Genomic DNA, 16,081 nt, shown 5'->3' on the forward strand with positions numbered 1-16,081 from the left:
GCGCGATGAGCACCGACCGGATGATCATCCTGCGGCGAAGCGCGGAGAATCCGTTCCCCATCCACGGTGTCCACCGTGATGGGAAGGGGGTCGCACAGTACGAGGGCTTGCCGGAATCGCTGGTGGCGCTGCTGCGGCAGCAAGCCGAATCAACCCCGGATGCCGAGGCGGTCGTCGAGGTCGACGGGCCTCGATTGAGCTACCGGCAACTCTACGAGCGGGCATCCCAGGTCTCGGGCGGCCTGCGAGCGGAGGGGCTGAAAGCAGGTGACCGGGTGGCATTGCGGTACCCCGCCGGGATTCGCTGGGTACTGGCCTTCTGGGGCACGCTGATGGCCGGCGGGATTCCGGTTGCCGTTAACACGCGCTTCGCCATACCAGAGATCGCCTATGTATTAGATGACGCCGGTGTGGCGGTCGACCTCGATGAGAGCGCTCCACTACCCGAGGGCGATCCGCATGTCGCCGAACCGCAGCGTGATGATGTCGCCGCGATCTTCTACACCTCGGGCACCACCGGCAGGCCCAAGGGAGTGCCGACCACACACCGCGCATTTCTCAGCAACGCCGAAACCGCGATCCGATGCTTCGAGCTGCCTCGCGATATCGGGGCCGGATTGCGGACGCTGATCTCGGTGCCGCTGTTCCACGTGACCGGCTGCAACTCCCAGCTTCTTGTCGCAACCGCGCTCGGTGGCACGTCGGTCATCATGCCGAACCGCGATCTGGCTCGCATGCTCGAGGTCATCGTGGAGGAGCGGATCTCCTTCCTGGTCACGGTTCCCGCGATCTACGCCCTCCTGCTCCAGCACCCAGCGTTCGATACCACCGATCTCCGGTCGGTGCGCCACGTCGGTTACGGCGGCGCGCCGATCACCTCGGCGCTTGTCCGAAAGCTGCAGTACGCGTTCCCGGACGCAGTGGTCTTCAATGGATATGGAACGACCGAAACCGCCTCGCTGCTCGCGGTACTACCGAATGCGGACGCGGCCGACCATGCCGATTCGGTCGGATACGCGGCGCCGGTGGTGGACTTGGCTATCGATCCGGTCTACGGGCCATATCACGGCGAGCTCCTGGCCAGAGGACCCAACATCACGACCGGCTATTGGAACCAGCCCGACGCCACAGCCGCAACCTTCACCGACGGATGGGTACACACCGGCGACATCGTCACCGTCGACCAGACCGGGCGCGTCACCATCGTCGACCGGGCCACGGACATGATCAACCGGGGTGGCGAAAACATCTCCAGCCTGGAGGTCGAACAGGTGCTCGGCAGTGCACCAGGAGTGACCGAAGCCGCAGTGATCGGTGTACCCGACGAGGTGATGGGCGAAAAGGTCGGAGCAATCCTGGTCGCCGGGGCCGATGGCATCGATATCGATGCGGTCATCAGCTACACCGCCTCCCGTTTGGCCGACTACAAGATCCCGCAGTACGTTCAGGTGATGCACGCACCATTGCCACGGAACCCGGCGGGCAAGCTCCTCAAGGCACAACTGCGTGAGAGTGTCGTCTGGACCGATCCGCTCCGATGACCACGGACGCCGAGCTGGACCGTCCGGGCGACCCGATCGGTATGGCCGCCCGGGATCTGTTCCACACCCGCGGCTACGTCGGTACCCACATCAAGGACATCGCACGAGAAGCCAGCGTGTCGGTGTCCACCTTCTACGCCAGGTTCGGCTCCAAAGAGCAGGCATATCGCTCGGTAATGGGTGCTGAGCCGCCGCTCGGCGACCCCGCGGAACAAATCCTTACCGGCCGAGCGCAACGCACCAGGGAAGCACTGATAGCCGCCGCTCGTGAATGCATCGAGCGGGACGGCTACCAGGCCGCCAGAATCACCGACATCGCCGACCTGGCCGGGGTCGCAGTCGGATCGTTCTATACCTACTTTCCCTCCAAACTGGAGGTCTTCACCGAGATAATCCACCGAGCCGTGACCGAGTTACGCCAGCTCGCGCCCGAACCACTCGACAAGTCCATCACTGACGACACAGATGTGCGTGAGCGAATCCACGAGCGGATACGACGCGCGATCGAACACTATATCGATGGCTACTCCCGCTACGCGGCAATCGTGCTCAGAATCGACGAAGCCGTCGGCGCCCACCCGGAGCTGATCCCGATGCGGCTCGGCGGACATCGCGGATTCGCGCAGCGCATCGAACGCAGCCTGCGTCACTGGCAGGAACTCGGAATCATCGACCCGGAACTCGACCCCGAGCACGCCGCACACGCCCTGGCCGCTATGGTCGGCCACGCCAGCCGGATCTGGATCACCTACGGCGAACCACACGACCGGGACACGGCTATCGCCACGTTGACCCGACTGTGGGTCAACGGAATCGGTTTGGCCCAGCCGGAATAGTCTCGCCCGCTGATGAGAGTCAAGCGGTATTGCAATCTATTCGGTCTCTGCACGAATTCGATCGGCTGTAACGAGAAGGATTGTCCGGCAGCGGATCCCGAGACCGCCGGGCCAGCTGTCGGCCACGCTGGCGACAATCCAGCATGCGCTCCGAAGCCGCGTTCGCCCACCTCGTCGGGATCGCATAGATCGACACGGCGGTCAATGTCGCCCGCTGATGTTTGGACCGACCGGGCCAGCTACCCGGTCTGTGTGATCGCCTACTGGATCCGCCGATGAGGCTGCCGCCGAATATCAGAGTCGCGTTATGCCGCGGCGTATCCGGTGAATTCGTGCGCGGTCACGGTGACCATGCGGCCACCCATTGCCTTCACCGCCGAGCGAAGGTTGGGCCTACCGCTGGGCGGTAACGGCATCGACCAAGCAGTCGAACCGTGGGGGTCGAGGAACATCTTTGAGAAATCCGGCGCTTAAGGATCGGATTCGGCGAACGGGGTTGGCCGGTAGGTGATTTCATGTCGCGGTGACGGATGAGGGTTACGGCCGGTTCGGGTCGTATTCACGGGTTGAGCTGGAGAGATTTTTCTATCTCGATGATGAAGACCGGCGACTGATCGCGGCCCGCCGCCGTGACTACAACCGCCTTGGATTCGCGCTCCAGATGGTCACGGTCCGTCACTTGGGGATGTTCCTGGCCGATCCCCTCGACGTGCCGGCGGAGGTGGTCGCCTACGTCGCCGAGCAGCTCGATATCGCCGATCCGGCGTGCGTGAAGAGCTATGTGGACCGGGAGAAGACCAAGCTCGAACACGCCTGGGAGATCCAGCGGGAGTACGGCCTGGTGGCGTTCGCCGAGGTCGAGGCGGAGTTGTCAGCGTGGATCGCGGACCAGTCGTGGATGACCGGCGACGGACCGAAAGCGATCTCCGACGGCGCGGTGGCGTGGCTGCGGGAACGCCAAGCGCTGCTGCCGGGAATCACGACACTGGAACGTCTGGTCGGAGAAGGCCGTAAGACGGCTGATCGGCGGCTGTCGGCTCAGCTCACGCAACGGCTACCGGCGACGGCGAAGACAGCTCTGCGTGCATTGCTGAGCTCGCCTGTCAATGGCAAGGTGCGGATCAGCGAGCTGGAGCGGCTGCGCAAGGGCGTGTTCCGGCCCACCTCCAAGGGCATGGTCACCGCGGTGGCCCGGTTGTCGGACCTGCTCGGGATCGGTGTCGATCTGGACGTGACGCGGGTGCCGCCGCGTCGCCTGATCGGGTTAGCGACCTACGGGTTGTCGAGCAAGGCGGCGCAGCTGCGGCGGCTGGAGCCGCCCGAGTATCGACTGGCGGTGTTGGTGGCGACGGTGAAGGTGCTGATCGGGCGGGCCACCGATGACGTTCTCAAGTTGTTCGACCTGCTGATGGTCACCGACCTGTACTCCAAGGCCGAACGCGAATCCAAGGGTGAGAAGCTGCGCCGCTACCCGCGGGTGTCGCGGCACGCGGGCAAGCTCGCTGGCGCGGTGAAGGTGCTGCTGGAGATGACGGAGGTGGGACCGGAGCTGAGTTTGGAGATGATCTGGGACCACATCGAGAACGCCGTCACCAAGAGCGAGCTGCGCAGGGCGGTGGCCGCGATCAACGAGCTCGTGCCGGTCGACGACGCCGAGTTGAGCGGGCAGCGGCTCGAGGAGCTGGCCGGGCGGCTGGCGACAGTGCGCACGTTCCTGCCGCCGATGATGAGGGTCGTCGAGTTCGGCGCGAGTACCGAGGGCGCGGCGGTGCTGGCGGCGACGAAAACCCTTGGTGAGTTGGTGACCACGAAAACGAAACTGTCCGCGACCTGGCTCGATGCCCGCAAAGTCGATCACGACCTGATCGGCGGGGCGTGGAAACGCCTCGTCTACCGGGACGGCCGCCCACCAGAGACGGTGGACCGCGCCGCCTACACGTTGTGCCTGCTGGAGCAGTTCCACCGCCATCTCAAACAGCGCAACATCTTCGCGCCACATTCCTCGCGGTGGCGCGACCCGCGCGCCCAGCTGCTGTCGGGCGTGGCGTGGGAACGGACCCGCGAGGTGGGCATGAACGCGCTGAACCTGCCGACGGACCCGGCGGCGCTGCTGGCCGATCACGCCGCCGCGGTGGACACCGCCTATCGGCAGGTCGCCGCCCGACTGGACGGCGACGGCCCTGCCAGCGTCGACGAGGACGGCAAGCTGCACCTGGCCGCGCTCGAGGCAGTGCCGGATCCGCCATCGCTGACCGAGCTGCGCCGGCGCGTCGAGCGGATGCTGCCGGAAGTCGATCTGCCGGAGATGGTCCTGGAGGTGATGTCGTGGGTGCCCGGGTTCACCGAGGCGTTCGTCCACGCCTCCGGCAACGACGCCCGCGTCGCCGACCTCGGATTGTCGGTGGCGGCCGTGCTCTGCGGGCATGCCATGAACGTGGGTTTCAAACCGGTGACCAGCCCTGGCGTGCCCGCGCTGACCCGGGACCGGCTCCATCACGTCGACCAGCACTATGTGCGGTTGGAGACGATGAGCACCGCCAACGTCGCGCTGATCGAGGCGCAGGCGCGGGTGCCGTTGGCGCGGACCTAGGGCGGCGGTTGCTGGCGTCGGTCGATGGCATTCGGTTCGTCACTCCGATCCGCACGATCCACGCACGACCGAGCCCACGATTCTTCGGCCGCCGGCGAGGCATCACCTGGTTGAACATGCTCAACGATCAGGCCGCCGGCCTGGCCGCGAAGGTCGTGTCCGGGACGCCACGTGACTCGCTGCACATTGTCGACGTGTTGCAGAGCCAGCACGGCGGGCGCGTGCCCGAGTCGGTCATCACCGACACCGGATCGTATTCCGACATCGTCTTCGGTCTCCTGCATTTGACCGGCTATCAATATCGGCCGCAGTTGGCGAATCTTCCCGATCAGCGGCTGTGGCGGTTCGACATCCGCACCGACTACGGGCCGCTGGAACAGGCCGCCCGCGGCCGTATCGACGTCGACAAGATCACCACACATTGGGAGGACATGTGCCGGGTCGCGGTGTCGATCCACTCCGGCGAGGTCTCAGGCCACGACGTCACCCGCATGATCTCCCGCGATGGGCACCCGACCCCGCTCGGGGAGGCCATCGCGCAGTACGGGCGGATCTTCAAGACCCTCCACATCCTGCGCCTGGCCGACGACGAACCCTACCGGCGCGAAGGCAAGGCCCAGGCCAACCTGACCGAGGGCCGCCACGACCTGGCACGCGGCTCTACCACGGCCGCAAGGGCGAGATGGTGCGCGCCTACTACGAGGGCATGGAAGACCAGCTCTCAGCACTCGGGCTGGTGCTCAACTGCCTCGTGCTATGGAACACCGTCTACAGCGACCGCGCCCTGGAACAGCTTCGCGCACAAGGCTATCCGGTCCGCGAGCAGGACGCCGCCCGGTTGTCGGCGTTCATCCGCGGCCACATCGGCATCGACGGGCACTACGCCTTCCACCTGCCCGACCTCGACGGAACCCACCGGCCGCTGCGCGATCCCGATGCCCGCGACGATGAATGAGCCGCGTGTCGGTAGCCATGGCGACACTGGTCTAGACAGGCAAGGCAATCATCCAGCCGAAACCACCATCCAGCCCGGAGAAGGTGACGTGCACTGCGGCTGCCCCCCCATTGCCTCATGGACAGCTCTGAACTTGCAAAGCTGGTCGCCCACGAACTGCGGAAAGTTGGCCTGCCGTTCCTGGACCGCGAACCGAAGCGCGACGAAGGAGGAATTGCGCTCGGCGCGGGATTCGACGACACACCTCACGTCTCGGTGGCGTGGGTTGTCTCCGGAGACCTTAATGACGAAGCACAGCAGTCGATGGAGAGTTTGCTCTCGCCGTCCGAGTATCGCCGGCCTGTGCAGGAACGACTGGATGAACTGTTCTCATCCTCCTCGCGCTATGGCTACCGCGATCAAGTCCGCCGCATCATGGCCACTGCGATCCACGAGATCCTCCTGTCAGGAGGGTTCGATGCTCGGGTGAGGATGGACGACACCCATCCCGGGATGACTGTGGACGTGTTCGACCCGGCCGAACCCAGCAAAACACGCGGTCCCCGCTGAACGTTTGATTGCCATAACAGCTTCGCCCTGCGTGAGACGACGACCCCCAATGAGGGTTCTGGACTGGTGAGGACTCGTTCGGAAACAACGGATACGGCGTCATCGCATTTCAGGGGTATGGGCTGGCTCAGTGACGTCGGTTGGCGCGCCGGGGCCGAGGAGGCTGGTGAGCCGGCGCATGGCCTTGGGGGGGATGGTTCGAAGTAGCGGCGCAGGTTCTCAGGTTTGCGGTGCCGGGATTTGGCTATGAGTTCGAGGAGGCTCGCCCCGGACTGGCCGGGGCGGGTGAGCCGGGAATGGTGCAGGTCGTGGAGGTCCCACCACCCGTTCGGCCGGTGCGGATAGCGATGTCGCTGCACCCAGCGATGGGAGCAAGGCACAATCACGGCATATCGGGGGGCGGATTCATAGTGCCGCGAACTCACTGGGCGGTGTCGACCCCCAGCCGAAGGCGTGGCTCCCGCTCCAGACAGATTGAATGTGAAAGGACTGCGGCGTGCGGGAAGTGGCGAGCCACCGTATCGATGAGTGGCGAATGGCCTACGCGCTGGACGGAATTTCCGAGCGCACAAGGATCCACTGGGAGCACTGGTACGACGGCCCGACTCTCGGGATTCTGCAGGAAATGTGCGACACGCTCCTCGACCACCTCGCCGCGCGCATCGCGCAGGACCCCGAGCTGTGTTCGCCTCCTTCGGCCGTAGTCCTGCGCACTGCAGCGGAGTGCGCTCTCGGGGCTTTGAGCTATGGCGCGTCCCCCAACGGCGACCAAGAGGTGCCTCTCCCGCTCATCGGCGAGACGTTCAGTAGTGAGGTAGCCGGCTACGATCCTCCTGTCGACCAGGCGCCGACCGCACGAACCTGGCGGCAAGTGTTCTCATTGTGCCTGATCAGCGGCCCATGGGAGCGAGACCGAGCGATCGGCGGGCTGCTGCGCGTCGACTTTGCGCCCACGATCCGTGAGGGAGTGCCGTACTCGCCGCTGGAATCGCAGTCGGATCCAGCGGATATCGCGGAGATGGACGCGTTGTGCAGCTACCTGGTCGGGCCGTGGCGATCGAACTATTCCGAGTCCGGGCTGGTTCTGTGCAAGCCCGACGCGGACGAGCGCGCCGAGGCAGCACGACAGTTGGACGCAGTCGGTCCACTGACATCGGATCAGCAGCTGCTCCGGACACTGCTGGACGACGACCGGTCGACCTTTGAAGACGCATTGACCACCCGTCTCACTCGGTATCGCGATAACGCAGCAATCGACGCGCCTCCACGAACCCTGTTGCCGTTCGGCACGATCTCGCTGGTCAAGCTCGCCACCCAGGTTCACGGGTGGGAGTTGGGCATCCGATCCGACTACCTACCGGCGGGCCTACTGCACGGCGAATACAGCCTTCCCACGGAGCCGGAGGTCGAGGAAGATCTCTGCGAAAAGTGACGTTAGGGATTTATTGTTGGTGCCATCCCATATTTGACGTGCTCGTATGCCCTCGGCGCTGCCGACCTTGCTCATCGGCCAGCCCCGAACGAACCCCGACAGGATCAGCGGCCCGACCTGCGACGCGCGGCCGGATCGCTGTCTGCCTGATAGCGCCGTAGCCCTTCGTCGGACACCCTCGCGTATTTCGCAAGGCTGCGCACCGAGGTATGCCCCGACAACTTCATCAACACCGGCGTCGACGCGCCTTCCTCGGCCGCGTGGGTCAACCGGGAATGCCGCAGCTGGTGCAGCGTGTACGGGCCGTCATCGAAGCGCTCGGTGTGGGCCTCGAACAGCTCCGCGGCGCGACGGTAGGACAACCGCGCCCGCCCGGTCACCAGGTCCACATCGTTGGTCGCCGCCGCTGGGCGGGCCTTGCGGTCGGTTAGGAATAACGGACCGCTCCGGCGGCCGGTCAGCATCCGAGGCAACAACCGGGCAGTGCCGGTCTGCCATGCGATGACCTCGCGTGCCCCGCCCTTGCGCGTCACCACCGCGCACCGACTCACCGTATCGAGATCGGGCACATCCAGCATCAACACCTCCTCGACGCGAGCCGAGGACTCGTAGAGCAGGTGCCACAACACTCGATCCCGCAGCGCCGCATCCGATCCCAAGATCTCCGCGACCCGATCCCGGCTCAGCGCCTTGCTGGTGTCCGGAGGCGCGGGCCGCGCCCGCAACCGCACCAGTGGATCACCGGCCAGCCAGTCCTGCTCTCGCCAATACCCGCACGCCGATACCAGCGCGGTCAACCGGATGTTGAACGTCTTCGCCGACTTGCCACCCCACACGAACATGAACCAGCCACTAACCCGATCCGGCTGCGCATCCAACAGAGCCACATTTGTGTCCGCCCCGAAATCGGCCACCAACCGATCCAACGCCGCCGCGTAGGTCGCCCGGGTGTTGGGCACCGTGATCGTGGCCAGGTAGATCCGTACCGCGTCGGCCAATCGCACACCACTCACCGCCGTCGGCAGCACCCGGACTCGCCCCATTCGACCGACCTCCCACGCACTACCGCACATAGTTTCCTGAGCCGCCCCCGCTCGAACGGTGTATAGCGCCAGGACGACTCCGAGGTTACCGCACATAGTGTGCGGCTATGCGCGGTAACCGCTAAGCGCCGGATTTCTCAGCGATGTTCTCGACCCCCTATCCGGCGTCGATCGCGTGCACGGTGCTGCCGTCGGTCAGGATGAGGTGGGTTGCGTCGGTTATGCCGTCAAAGCGTGAATAGCGTGACGTGTTCGCGAACGGCGTCGGCTGCTGCCAGATTCGGTGTCCGTCAGTGAGATCGAGACCGGCCAGCTCTGATCCATCGAGCGATCGGACGATCACAGTGTTGCGCACTACTCCTGCTATCGCGCTCTTGCGTCCAGTGTGGTCGTCGATGCCGATCTGCGCATTGGTCCAGAGGAGTCGGCCCGTGGTTCGCTCGTAGGCACTCTCCCCGGTGAGGATCGGCGGCGGCGTCGCGGTCGCAGTCGGATACCAGTCGAAGACGGAGCTGGGGTTGCTGACCTCAATAATCGGGTGGCCATTGCGATCGAGAAGCGTGACCCTTCCCGCGCTCCAGCCGCGGCCGATCACCTGCGAAGCGACAATGCCGCCGTCGAACGTATGGCCAACGGGGCCGGTGAACAGCAACTCGCCGGTGCGCAGATCGTAGACGCGAACGTCCTGGTCGTGCCCGTCCTGGAAGTAGTCCTGCGTGATCCTGGGTCTGACCGGGTCGCCGGGAACGGGCGTCGGATACGTCCGCCGCCAGGTGGCGTCGATAGCGGAAACGTTCCCTCGCGTGACGACGGCGGTCATCCAGTCCGCGGTTCGGCCGGCTACCGAAACCACGCCGTCCCGCACCGCCACGTCCATGACCTCGAAGTCCGTCGCATGGTCTGCGAGTACCGCGCCCGTGGCGGCTTCGATGATCAACACCCGATTCGTGCCGTGGCAGGCGATCTTTCCGTCGAATACCTGCTCACGGCAGCCGAGGAGTTCGCCGACATCGGTCGTCCATCGCAGCTGGCCGGTGTCCGGATCGATGCCGTGCATCCGCACCGGTCCGACGGTCAGTCCAGCACTTTCGCCCGGCCCCCCGCCCGCCGGGCACCGCGGTTGCCGCGATGATTACCGTCCCGGCGTCCATCGGCGAGCCGTAGCCGTAGTAGCGGTGCAGGTTCTGCGGCGCGCTCAGCAAGACCGCACCAGGCTCGTCGGACAAGTCAGCAGCACGCAATGTCCACTGAGGCACCGGAGTGGCCGACGAGATCCTAGGGCAGACCGGCTATGACCTCTGTAAGTTTCCCGGGCTGAGCCCCAAGATGAGCAAGGTCTTCGACATCGCGGTAAGGGCAAAGAGATTGGACGAGGTGGTGCGCCTGTTCGTCGCCGACCACCCCGATGCGGTCGTACTGGATCTGGGCGCCGGCTCGGACAGCAGAATAATGCGCGTCGACCCACCGTCCACTGTCGGCTGGTACGACATCGACTTCACCGAGGTCGTCGCCGTCCGGCAACAGGTGCTGCCAGAGCAGATCAGCGCCCACAGCCTCGGCGCTGACCTGACCGATCCGAACTGGCTGGACGACGTCCCCAACGACCGGCCAGCCGTCATCGTCGCCGACGGCCTGGTCGGGTTTTGACTCAGGAAGCCTTTGTGTCCCTGCTGAACCGGCTCACCGGTCACTTCCCCAGCCGTGAGCTGGCGTTCAACCACTACACCACCTACGCCGTCCGGGCGGTCAAGCGTATGCGCAGCACCGCCGCGATCGCCGGCGGGGTGGTCAATCCCGGCTTCAATGATCCCCACGCACCAGAACAGTGGGGTGCGCGCCTGAGTCTGGTCGAGGAGATTTTCCTCACCCGAGCACCTGAGGTTGCCAAGGGCCCACTGCTCGCCCGGCTAGGGATTCAATTGATCGGTCGCAGCGCGGCCTTGTCCCGGATCATTGGCACGGTAGTGCTCTGCTACAGCTTCTAGCCTTGATCCATGGATCGGGGTGTGCCCTGGTTCGCACTTCTTCGGCGCGCGGACCTGTGTGTTTCAGGTAGGGGTAGCCGCTGTCGGCCCAGCTTTTCTGCTGCGTTCCTCTGGTCGGGCTACTTGGCGGGATGGTCAGGCAATCGCGGTGGCCGGTGGTGAGTATCCGATGGTGTTGTGCTACCAACGGGAGTCCCGGACTGTGAATCGCTCCCCGGGAGTTGGACTGAGAAATTCGGTTCTGATTCCCACTCATCCATCCGATCAAAGCCCACTCAACGGTCTAATGTGGTCCCGCTGTGGATGGTTGATGGTCGTGAGGGTGTACTTGTCGCACAATGGTGGCGATGAAGTGTCGGCTTATGGTTCGGGGGGCGTAGCGGAAGGCGATGGTGGTGGCGCGATTGATGGTGCCTGGAACTATAATTGCTCGTCCGCGTTGGTAGCCGCGCCAGCCGATTCGAGCGACGGTGTCGGCGCTCATCCAGGACATGCGGGGCAGGCCGCTCGCATCGACGCCCGCCGCATCCTGTAATTCGGTCCGGGTGTACCCGGGACAGAGGCAGCTCACCCGGACACCGAAGGGTTTGACTTCGTGATGGACCGATTCGCTGAGGGTGATCAGCGCCGCCTTGCTGGCGCTGTATGCGGCCAGACCCGGGCTTGCTTGTAGTCCGGCGGTGGAAGCGATGTTGAGCACGCCGCCGCTGCCCTGCTCCACCAGCTGCGGTAATAGGGCACGCATCAGGCGCATCGGGACGGCGGTATGTAACGTCAATTGTGCTACCGCCCGGTCGATTTCACTGTTGGCGAAGAAGGTGTAGTCGGTGACGCCGGCATTGTTGACCAGGTGCTGGATGGGCTCGGCCCGACTTCGCAACCGATCCTCCACCCGCCGCACATCGCTGTCGTCCTGCAGATCGGCGACGAGGACCTCGATGTTCGTTCCCGCGTCCTGCAGCTGTTCGGCCAGCTCGTCGAGCCGGTCGGTGCGCCGGGCGACCCCGATCAGGTCGTGGCCGCTGCTGGCGAGCATCCGGGCGAACGCCGACCCGATTCCGCTGCTGGCTCCCGTTATCAGGACCCCGCCTCGCCGTGTTGTTTCCACGTGTACCACCACTAGCGACAGTCCTCTCTGTGCCGTAGTCGCGAATCGCCGGTCAGAAGCTCCAGCGCCCGATCGTGGCAAGCCGGCGCAACCCCGGAATGTAGCGGGTCATCGCGAATTGCAGTCGTACACTGCGGGAAAATCCGGACTTCTGCCCCTCGGGCGTCCGTGGGTCGTACCAGTCGGAGGCGGCGAGGCACTCGGTCGTGTGGTAGCCGAGTTGATCGAGTTCGGTTGGGTCGTCGATGCCCCAGTGCAATGTCGAACCGGTGTTGCGGGTGATCGGTGTGGCCTTCTGCAGCTTGACGCCGAGCTTGCTGAGCATGTCGGCGATCAGCTCGCCCGACGAGAACTTGCGGGCGAGCTGATCGCAGTAGTTCACCGCCTGCTTCCGGCTTCAGGTACACGAGCAGCCCTTCGGCCACCATGAGCGCGGGGCGGTCGGAGGGGATGCGGTCGAGCCAGGAGAGGTCGGTGATCGGCGTGCCGATGAGATGACAGTTGGCACGCCGCGGATAGATACGGGTACGCAGGTCGATCACCTCCGGATAGTCGATGTCGAACCACTGCACCGACGGTGGCGGGTCGAGCCGGAAGACTCGGCTGTCCATACCGCAGCCCAGGTGCAGCACGATAGCGTCGGGGTGGTCGTGCAGATACTGCGCGGCCCAGTCGTCGATGACCTTCGCGCGGGCTGCGATCCCCTCAGCGGAAGCCACTGTGACACCGAGTCTTTCGAAGTCGTAGTCGATGTGCTCAACAGCGTCCTCGGCAGCTTGATCGCCCAGGATCGGGTTCGCCAGCCGGTTGTCGAGCACCTTGCTGTAGAGCGTGGCGAGCATGGTCGCCTTCTCCTCGGAGAAAGTAACCCTTTCCATCAGAACCCTCCTCGAAACATCGGGACAGACCCGAACTTGTTGTCGGACAAAGCTTTTCAGCACATAACCAGATGTAGTCAGTGTAATGTGTTGCCGCCATGGCCTATTCACACGACTACTCGGCGGCGTGTCGCACTCGGCGGATATAGCCGCTCTCCCGAAGCGCGGTCCGGTCAGGATTGCCGCGGGAGCGCTGCCAATCCCGCCAGCGCGAACAGTGCGGCTCCACCGCCGATAAGAGTTGCGCCGGAGGCGGTGACACCGCCGCGGCGGCCGAGCACCACTGCGACGGCGTCCCCCGCGTCCGCGAGCGCGCCGAGTCGCAGCCCGGTATTGCGAACCACCGGATCGGAGCTCAGGGTCGCCAATGCCAGTGCGACATCCCGAATACCGAACATTCGGGCAATGGTGCCACCGTCGGTGTCGGGCACCGCAATACCGAGCGATCGGCGAGCTAGCACCGGCCTCCCGAATGTGGACAGGCCGATAGCAAGTCGCGCGATACCCAGTCCGCGGGCAATCAGGAAACGGTGCGTCATAGCAACTCCTTCAGCAATCAGCGGCGGATCAGCAAGTGGGCCCAACCCCGAACGCCATCGGGACAACGGGTCGACAACCCACCGGCTGACGCTCTCCCGCCAGAGTGTATACCTTCAGTATCGTAGATACTGGGGGTATCGAACCTTACTATTAGTATCGTGAGTGATGTCAAGCCCCAACGCCTGGACTACGTCGAGCAGACCCGCCAAGCACTCGTCGAGGCGGCCGAGCGACTGTTCGCCGAGAACGGCTACCACCGGACCTCACTGGACGCGGTCGGCGCCGCGGCGAGATTCACCAAAGGCGCGGTATACCGACACTTCAAGGACAAGCAATCGCTGTTCGAAGCCGTGTTCGTACGGGTCCAAACCGACACAGCGACCACCCTGCTCGCGGACACCCCTGCGGCTGGCGATGCCTGGCAGTGGGGTCTGGACGCGGTCGCGAAGTATCTGCAGGCATGCACCCAGACGCGATACCGACGCATCGTCCTCGAAGAAGGCCCAGCGGTCCTCGGCTGGTCGAGGTGGCGCGAACTGGACCAGCAATACGCCGGCCGCCTCCTGGAACAGGTCCTCATCGAGCTGATGAACAAGCAGGTCCTGCCACACTATCCAGCCCACCTGCTCGCACGCCTATGCTGCGCGCTCATCGGCGAAGCCGCACTCACCATCGCTGACACCGACACCCCCGACACGATCCGAGAACAAACTCTGGCCATCCTCACCAAACTGCTGACAGGCCTACGGGCGCCGTAGCAATGCGTCGGGGTCGCTGCCGATCTTCGACGGCTCCGCCTCTCGCCCGTTATCTTCTTCGCAGCCCTTGAACGAGGGCTACGGTCGCCAGGCCCGGTATGACTTCTTGCCCCTGTCGTTCGCATGATCCGGGGGGTGGTGTCGCCGGGACCTGGTGGCGTCGGTGGACCGCTGATAGGGACAGGGCCGAGGGTAGGTCTCTTCATAACGTGGGTGCCGGGCGTTGACGCCAGATCGGCGACCGTGCCGGTTTCGACGCGATGAGGAACTGCGAAGTGGCACAGGCGTATGCCGTGTTCTGCGGCGTTGACGTAGGTAAGGGCGAACATCACGCGGTCGGTCTCGACACCGGCGGCAAGCGGCTGTTCGACAAGGCGCTACCGAACGACGAGGCCCGGCTACGAGCAGTGTTCGATCGTCTCGCCGAACGAGGGGCACTGCTGATCGTGGTCGACCAGCCCAACACCATCGGCGCCCTACCGGTCACCGTCGCTCGCGCGTGCGGTCACGACGTGGCGTATCTGCCCGGCCTGTCGATGCGCCGCATCGCCGATCTGTATCCAGGACAAGCCAAGACCGATGCCCGTGACGCCTACATCATCGCCGACGCCGCCCGCACGATGCCGCACACGTTGCGCCGCGTCGACACCGGCGACGAAGCACTGACCGAACTCGGTGTGCTGGTCGGATTCGATGACGACCTGGCCGGGGAGGCGACTCGCACCAGCAACCGCATCCGCGGCCTGCTCACCAGCGTCCACCCCGCCCTCGAACGCGTCCTCGGGCCCCGCGTCGCCCATCCGGCGGTCTTGGAGATCCTGTCGCGCTGCGGCGGGCCAGCCGGAATCACGGCGGCCGGACGGCGCAAACTCACCGCCATCGCGGTCAAACACGCTCCACGAATGGGCGCTCGACTGGTCGATGAAATCCTTGCCGCGATACCCGCGCAGTCGGTTCACCGTCCCCGGCTCCAAAGCCGCTGAGGTCGTGCTGCCCAAACTCGCCGACTCACTGAAAACCATTCTGCTGCAACGAAAATTGGTCGCCGACGATATCGAGAGGATGCTCGACGACCACCCTCTTTCCAAGGTCCTGACCTCGATGCCCGGCGTCGGAGTCAGGACCGGAGCCCGCATCCTGCTCGAAGTCGGCGACGGCTCCGCGTTCGCCTCCGCCGCACACCTCGCCGCCTACGCCGGCATCGCCCCGGTCACTCACCGCTCCGGCAGCTCCATCCGCGGCGAACACCCCGCCAGATCAGGCAACCACAAACTCAAACGCGCCTTGTTCCTGTCCGTCTTCGCCGCGCTCCACGACCCAGCCAGCCGCGCCTACACGCGAAAACGCGACGAAGGCAAGAAACACAACGCCGCCCTCATCTGCCTGGCTCGCCGCCGCTGCGATGTCCTCTACGCCATGCTCAAACCAAACAGCCCTACCGGAATTCGCGACATGCCACCGCCTGAGCTGCCACACCACCGGCAGGGATCACACGCCCAGATCCTCGGCACTTCGGGCTCTGGCCGGCGCGCCACGCTGCCACCAATCGATGGTGTCGCCGTCATCGGCCATCCGCGCAATCAGGTGCGCGGCCGATTCCACCTGTGAACCGGACTGGGCACAGAACGACCACAGCTGCCGGGCCGCTCGATGGAACCGATGGATCGCCGCGTCGACCTCGAACGCGTCTTGCTCGCCCGCACGGAACCGATCCACCGCCCGACCGACGTGCTCGATCAGCACACCGAGCTGCGCCTCGTGATACGCAGCCACCGACGCACGGGCAGCCTGCCGTTCAGCCTTCCTCGCCACCCAAATCACGCTACCGACCACCGGCTTCGCCCAACACCGTCACCAGTCACAACA

14 protein-coding genes and 4 pseudogenes are annotated in these 16,081 nt (G+C 64.9%); 11 read left to right on the forward strand and 7 right to left on the reverse strand.

From position 1 onward, the window contains the following. Nucleotides 1–20: 20 nt before the first annotated feature. From ACQP2U_RS33295 to ACQP2U_RS33325, 7 genes and pseudogenes are all read left to right on the forward strand, one after another. Complete coding sequence (locus ACQP2U_RS33295) at nucleotides 21–1,541, forward strand: class I adenylate-forming enzyme family protein (protein ID WP_433716657.1); 1,521 nt, start codon at nucleotides 21–23, stop codon at nucleotides 1,539–1,541. Beyond that, complete coding sequence (locus tag ACQP2U_RS33300; protein ID WP_433711105.1) at nucleotides 1,538–2,377, forward strand: TetR/AcrR family transcriptional regulator; 840 nt, start codon at nucleotides 1,538–1,540, stop codon at nucleotides 2,375–2,377. Before ACQP2U_RS33295 ends, ACQP2U_RS33300 begins: the two co-directional genes overlap by 4 nt. A 523-nt stretch (nucleotides 2,378–2,900) precedes the next feature. Next, entirely contained in the window at nucleotides 2,901–4,967 is a 2,067-nt protein-coding gene (locus tag ACQP2U_RS33305; protein ID WP_433711106.1) for a DUF4158 domain-containing protein, read from the forward strand. 8 nt (nucleotides 4,968–4,975) lie between these two features. Next, a pseudogene (locus ACQP2U_RS33310) lies at nucleotides 4,976–5,563 on the forward strand (Tn3 family transposase); the annotation flags it as partial. A gap of 74 nt (nucleotides 5,564–5,637) precedes the next feature. Next, nucleotides 5,638–5,922, forward strand: a pseudogene (locus tag ACQP2U_RS33315) (Tn3 family transposase); the annotation flags it as partial. Between the two features lie 117 nt (nucleotides 5,923–6,039). Beyond that, nucleotides 6,040–6,471, forward strand: a complete 432-nt coding sequence (locus ACQP2U_RS33320) for a hypothetical protein (RefSeq protein ID WP_433711107.1) — start codon at nucleotides 6,040–6,042, stop codon at nucleotides 6,469–6,471. A 496-nt stretch (nucleotides 6,472–6,967) separates the two neighbouring features. After that, the gene (locus tag ACQP2U_RS33325; RefSeq protein WP_433711108.1) at nucleotides 6,968–7,903 is read left to right on the forward strand and encodes an immunity 49 family protein; all 936 of its coding nucleotides are present in this window, start codon (nucleotides 6,968–6,970) and stop codon (nucleotides 7,901–7,903) included. 104 nt (nucleotides 7,904–8,007) lie between these two features. Here the strand turns inward: ACQP2U_RS33325 and ACQP2U_RS33330 are convergent, their stop codons facing one another. Together ACQP2U_RS33330 and ACQP2U_RS33335 are read right to left on the reverse strand one after the other, a co-directional pair. After that, a complete protein-coding gene (locus ACQP2U_RS33330) occupies nucleotides 8,008–8,946 on the reverse strand; it encodes a tyrosine-type recombinase/integrase (RefSeq protein WP_433711109.1) in 939 nt (312 codons plus the stop codon). A gap of 157 nt (nucleotides 8,947–9,103) precedes the next feature. After that, nucleotides 9,104–10,003 (reverse strand): PQQ-binding-like beta-propeller repeat protein, encoded by a 900-nt coding sequence (locus tag ACQP2U_RS33335; RefSeq protein WP_433716658.1) that lies wholly within the window; start codon nucleotides 10,001–10,003, stop codon nucleotides 9,104–9,106. A gap of 203 nt (nucleotides 10,004–10,206) precedes the next feature. Between ACQP2U_RS33335 and ACQP2U_RS33340 the strand changes: the two genes are divergently transcribed. Both ACQP2U_RS33340 and ACQP2U_RS33345 read left to right on the forward strand, forming a co-directional pair. After that, nucleotides 10,207–10,593, forward strand: a complete 387-nt coding sequence (locus ACQP2U_RS33340; RefSeq protein ID WP_433711110.1) for a class I SAM-dependent methyltransferase — start codon at nucleotides 10,207–10,209, stop codon at nucleotides 10,591–10,593. A 14-nt stretch (nucleotides 10,594–10,607) separates the two neighbouring features. After that, on the forward strand, nucleotides 10,608–10,931 hold the full coding sequence (locus ACQP2U_RS33345) for a hypothetical protein (protein WP_433711111.1): 324 nt from the start codon (nucleotides 10,608–10,610) through the stop codon (nucleotides 10,929–10,931). A 283-nt stretch (nucleotides 10,932–11,214) separates the two neighbouring features. Here ACQP2U_RS33345 and ACQP2U_RS33350 read toward each other — a convergent pair whose 3' ends face one another. From ACQP2U_RS33350 to ACQP2U_RS33365, 4 genes and pseudogenes are all read right to left on the reverse strand, one after another. Next, nucleotides 11,215–12,039: an SDR family NAD(P)-dependent oxidoreductase gene (locus tag ACQP2U_RS33350; RefSeq protein ID WP_433711112.1), complete on the reverse strand. Its 825-nt coding sequence runs from the start codon at nucleotides 12,037–12,039 to the stop codon at nucleotides 11,215–11,217. Nucleotides 12,040–12,091: 52 nt separating this feature from the next. Continuing rightward, entirely contained in the window at nucleotides 12,092–12,421 is a 330-nt protein-coding gene (locus ACQP2U_RS33355) for a hypothetical protein (protein WP_433716812.1), read from the reverse strand. Between the two features lie 43 nt (nucleotides 12,422–12,464). Then, nucleotides 12,465–12,917, reverse strand: a pseudogene (locus ACQP2U_RS33360) (class I SAM-dependent methyltransferase); the annotation flags it as partial. 173 nt (nucleotides 12,918–13,090) lie between these two features. Further along, nucleotides 13,091–13,456, reverse strand: a complete 366-nt coding sequence (locus tag ACQP2U_RS33365; protein WP_433711113.1) for a hypothetical protein — start codon at nucleotides 13,454–13,456, stop codon at nucleotides 13,091–13,093. 159 nt (nucleotides 13,457–13,615) lie between these two features. Between ACQP2U_RS33365 and ACQP2U_RS33370 the strand changes: the two genes are divergently transcribed. Then, nucleotides 13,616–14,215, forward strand: a complete 600-nt coding sequence (locus ACQP2U_RS33370) for a TetR/AcrR family transcriptional regulator (protein ID WP_433711116.1) — start codon at nucleotides 13,616–13,618, stop codon at nucleotides 14,213–14,215. Nucleotides 14,216–14,490: 275 nt separating this feature from the next. Next, a pseudogene (locus ACQP2U_RS33375) lies at nucleotides 14,491–15,681 on the forward strand (IS110 family transposase). 22 nt (nucleotides 15,682–15,703) lie between these two features. Here the strand turns inward: ACQP2U_RS33375 and ACQP2U_RS33380 are convergent. Next, nucleotides 15,704–16,027: a hypothetical protein gene (locus ACQP2U_RS33380; RefSeq protein ID WP_433711117.1), complete on the reverse strand. Its 324-nt coding sequence runs from the start codon at nucleotides 16,025–16,027 to the stop codon at nucleotides 15,704–15,706. Between the last annotated feature and the right edge of the window lie 54 nt (nucleotides 16,028–16,081).

The organism is Nocardia sp. CA-084685, from assembly GCF_050955785.1.
Lineage (GTDB): Bacteria > Actinomycetota > Actinomycetes > Mycobacteriales > Mycobacteriaceae > Nocardia.